Here is a 3,521-nt window from a genome sequence, read left to right as displayed (position 1 = left end):
GTGCGCCTCGGCTCGCTGATCGAACGGAAGATGCAAAACAGGCTCTGCAGACAGGCGCTAACGCCGTCCGGACTCGTGCCACGGCCCGACGATCACGTGAGCGGCCAGGCCGAACAACCAGAACACGGCAAGGCCGAAAACGGACGAGACGATGACCGCCACGAACATCGGCCCGGAGTCCAGACTCCGGGTGTAGTCGTCGATGAGCCGACCGATGCCCGGTTCCCCCTGGCGGAAGAAGAAGTCGCCCACGATGGCGCCGATCACCGACAGGCCCGCGGAGATACGGAGCCCGGTGAAGACCGCGGGAAGGGCGCCGGGGAATTCCAGCCGGCTCAGCCGTCGCCACCGGCTGGCTCGTCGCAGCGTAAACAGGTCGTGATGACCGGGATCCACGGATCGGAGGCCGAAAAGCGTATTCGTAATGATCGGGAAGAGCGCGATCAGGACGCACACCATGGTCTTGGACCAGAAGCCGTAGCCGAACCAGAAGCCGATCAGCGGGCCGATCGCCAAAATCGGGATGGTCTGCAGCACCACAGCCCAGGGGTAGAACGCACGCTCGATCCAAGGCGCCTGACTCATCAGGATCGCGAACACCATTCCGAGCGCCGACGCTATCGCCAGACCGACAAGAGCGACCGTCGCGCTTACGACCAGCGCCGAGAGGATTTCGTGGAACCTGGCCCAGTCCAGAAAACCTTCCGCCACCACCTGATGCGGCGGCGGTAACAGAAATCGTCGGCGGGGGGCAAAGAAAGCGTAGGTCACCAGGTACCAGACGCCGACCACGGCCGAGAAGACGACAATCGGGGGCAGCACCGTGCGCACCGCACCGGCCAGCCGGGAGGGCCTGGGCGGCGGGGTTTTCACCGACGCCGCCGCCAGGGACGCCGATTCTTCTACTGCGGTCATGCCAACGATTCCCGCAACGCTTCGGAAACGCTCAGTGCGGTCCGGGTGAAGGCCGCGTCGAAGCGCAGCTTTCCATCCCGTGGATAGTCGAACGGCACCTCGATCCGCGCGAGCACGCGGCCCGGCCGGGCCGAGAGAACCACGACCCTCGTGGCAAGCAGTACCGACTCCATCACCGAATGCGTGACAAACAAGCCGGCGAAACGCTCCCGCGTGTACAGCCGCAGCAACTCGTCTCCGAGACGTTCCCGGGTGATCTCGTCGAGTGCGCCGAACGGTTCGTCGAACAGGAACAGTGACGGGCGCACGGTGAGCGCGCGCGCGAGCGACACACGCATCCGCATCCCACCGGACAGCGCCTTCGGACGGTGCCGCTCGAAGCCTGTCAATCCGGTCAGCGCAATGGCGTCGGCGACCAAGCGCCGCCGTTCCTCCTTCGCAACACCGTCGAGCTCGGCAAGCAGGCCGACATTCGCCTCGACGGTCCGCCACGGCAGCAGCGTGGGGTCCTGGAAGACATAGCCGGGGACGGCCGAGCCGACCGCCACCGTCCCGGACGACGCATCAGTCAGGCCCGACGCTATCCGTAGCAGCGTGGACTTGCCCGAACCCGAGGGCCCGACCACTGCCACGATCTCGGCGTCACCGACCGTCAAGGACACGTCCTGCAACGCCTGGGTCCCGTCCGGAAAGGTCTTCGCCACATCCTGGAACGACAATGCCGTACCCGGTGGGGCTGGCCGCACCGACGACACACGTTTCTCCTCGGACTTCAGAGCCTGTTTCAGATTTTCTATCCGGCTCGCCACGCAGGTCCTTCCGACCGAGGGGTCAGACGATGACCAATTGCGTCAACCTAGGGCGTGCCTGATGGATTTTCGATCGCATCGACCAACATCCATCAAATACATCCTAGTCGCATCGTAGCGCCGTACGCCGCGCCCCGGTGCCAGCTACCCGGCGTCTCGTGGGCCGCCGGGCACGCAGCGCCTCGGATCTACGGCGCCAGAACGAGCGACCCGCACCCGGGCACTGCTCGCATGCCGGGGATCGGCGCGTTCGCCCGGATGGAGAAGGCCTGCCGCGAGATCAGGACCATCGTGCTGCCCGCGAACCGGTACCGGCGCACCTCGCCCTGAAAGCTCTGATCGTTGTCGTTGGATGTGCTGGAAGCCTGCACGATCGCGGCTGTCGGCGGCTGGCACGCCCAGGTGAACTGGTTACGCACGCTGGCGCCGTAGCTGAGATGCGCCTGTTCCCCGTCCATCGTCAGCTGGCGAAGGTGCCCGTCGACGTAGCGCAGGACCGTGTCGATCTGCGCCGAGGCTCCCATGATCATACGGACGAACACCTCGGCGTGGCCGTCGCCATCGGCGTCCGCCGTGCCGAGCAGCTTCTGGTCGCCCGCGAGCCCCGGCCCCAGGTTCACCACGTCGCTGCCGCCGCCCGAGTAGTACACGGCCAGCGCTCCCCCGGCGGACAAGGTCACCTGGTCCGGCCTGCCGTCACCGTCGACGTCCCCGTCACGTGCGGACCGGGCCGGGCCGGCGGACGTCGCGCCAGCAGTGGAGGTAGGCCGGGTGGCCGGCTGTGTGGCCGGCTGTGTGGCCGGCTGTGTGGCCGGAGTGTTCGAGGTGTTACCTGCGCTGGCGACCGGCTGCACGCCGGCCTGGCCGGCGCTCGGTTTCCCGCCGCTCGTCTGGGATGCGATGGGGCCGCATCCGGGCAGGAATACGGCGAGAAACGCAACCGCTGTCAGCGGAACGATAGATCGTGTAGCACGCATAGTCGGCCCCCAGATACCCCGTCGGTGGTCTCCCTATAAAAGACGCCGCGGTCACAACATGGTTGCGGACTGTCGCCCGTCAGACAGCAGCCTGGATACCGCCTTGGGTAATCACGCCGCCCACACCCCCTTCCACTCGTCACGGCGGTACCACCAATGACACAAGGATCTTCTCGTCCTAGCCTGATGTCGTGGCAGGGACCTATCACCTTCTGATGATCTGCGGCAGCCTTCGCGCGGGGTCTACCAACGCGGCGCTCCTTCGCACGGCGCAGGCCGTCGCACCCGACAGCCTGGTGGCCGATGTCTACGGCGGGATGGGTGGCCTACCGCAGTTCAACCCGGATGATGATCGGGAGCCCGTCCCGCCCGCTGTCGCCGACCTGCGTGCCCGGATCAGTGCCGCGGACGCCGTCGTCTTCTGCACGCCGGAGTACGCCGGCGGCCTCCCGGGATCCCTGAAGAACCTCCTCGACTGGACCGTCGGAAGCGGGGAGCTGTATCGAAAGCACGCAGCGTGGATCAACGTCTCCACCACCACCGGCGCCGTCCACGCCCACGCGTCGCTGCGCACCGTCCTTGGCTATGTCGGCGCCGACCTCATCGAACAGGCGTGCACCCACCGTCCCGTACCCCGACACGCCATCGGCCCCGACGGGATGATCAGAGACCCGGAGATCCGGGCGGACGTACTCGACGTTCTCAACGCCCTGGCCAGACGCCTCGACGGCACCGACAAGCCGACCGGCGTCCGCGACCCGCTCGACCCACCGGACTCCGGGCCGTCGCCGAACGGTCCGTAGCGTGTGCTGGATCGACT

Annotated in this window: 4 protein-coding genes; 1 reads left to right on the top strand and 3 read right to left on the bottom strand. The window is 66.9% G+C overall.

Translation table 11 applies throughout. From position 1 onward, the window contains the following. Window positions 1-57: 57 nt before the first annotated feature. The 3 genes from U9980_RS25205 to U9980_RS25195 all read right to left on the bottom strand — a co-directional run bounded on the left by U9980_RS25205 (window position 58) and on the right by U9980_RS25195 (window position 2,701). On the bottom strand, window positions 58-915 hold the full coding sequence (locus U9980_RS25205) for an ABC transporter permease (RefSeq protein WP_322770205.1): 858 nt from the start codon (window positions 913-915) through the stop codon (window positions 58-60). After that, window positions 912-1,670: an ABC transporter ATP-binding protein gene (locus U9980_RS25200; RefSeq protein WP_322779280.1), complete on the bottom strand. Its 759-nt coding sequence runs from the start codon at window positions 1,668-1,670 to the stop codon at window positions 912-914. Before U9980_RS25200 ends, U9980_RS25205 begins: the two co-directional genes overlap by 4 nt. A gap of 242 nt (window positions 1,671-1,912) precedes the next feature. Continuing rightward, window positions 1,913-2,701: an FG-GAP repeat domain-containing protein gene (locus U9980_RS25195; RefSeq protein WP_322770204.1), complete on the bottom strand. Its 789-nt coding sequence runs from the start codon at window positions 2,699-2,701 to the stop codon at window positions 1,913-1,915. A gap of 215 nt (window positions 2,702-2,916) precedes the next feature. Here U9980_RS25195 and U9980_RS25190 point away from each other — a divergent pair, with 215 nt between their 5' ends. Further along, window positions 2,917-3,504, top strand: coding sequence for an NADPH-dependent FMN reductase (locus tag U9980_RS25190; protein ID WP_322770203.1), 588 nt, complete (start codon window positions 2,917-2,919; stop codon window positions 3,502-3,504). Window positions 3,505-3,521 lie beyond the last annotated feature (17 nt).

Origin of the sequence: Protofrankia sp. Cr1 (assembly GCF_963555865.1) — a bacterium.
Taxonomy (GTDB): Bacteria; Actinomycetota; Actinomycetes; order Frankiales; family Frankiaceae; genus Protofrankia.
The sequence above is the reverse complement of the archived record's forward strand: the minus strand, read 5'-3'. Positions and strand labels throughout refer to the sequence as shown.

Excerpts from the sequence above, each read along its gene's own strand:
- U9980_RS25205 (WP_322770205.1), bottom strand. The coding sequence starts at position 915 with ATGACCGCAGTAGAAGAATCGGCGTCCCTGGCGGCGGCGTCGGTGAAA.
- U9980_RS25195 (WP_322770204.1), bottom strand. The coding sequence starts at position 2,701 with ATGCGTGCTACACGATCTATCGTTCCGCTGACAGCGGTTGCGTTTCTC.
- U9980_RS25190 (WP_322770203.1), top strand. The coding sequence starts at position 2,917 with ATGATCTGCGGCAGCCTTCGCGCGGGGTCTACCAACGCGGCGCTCCTT.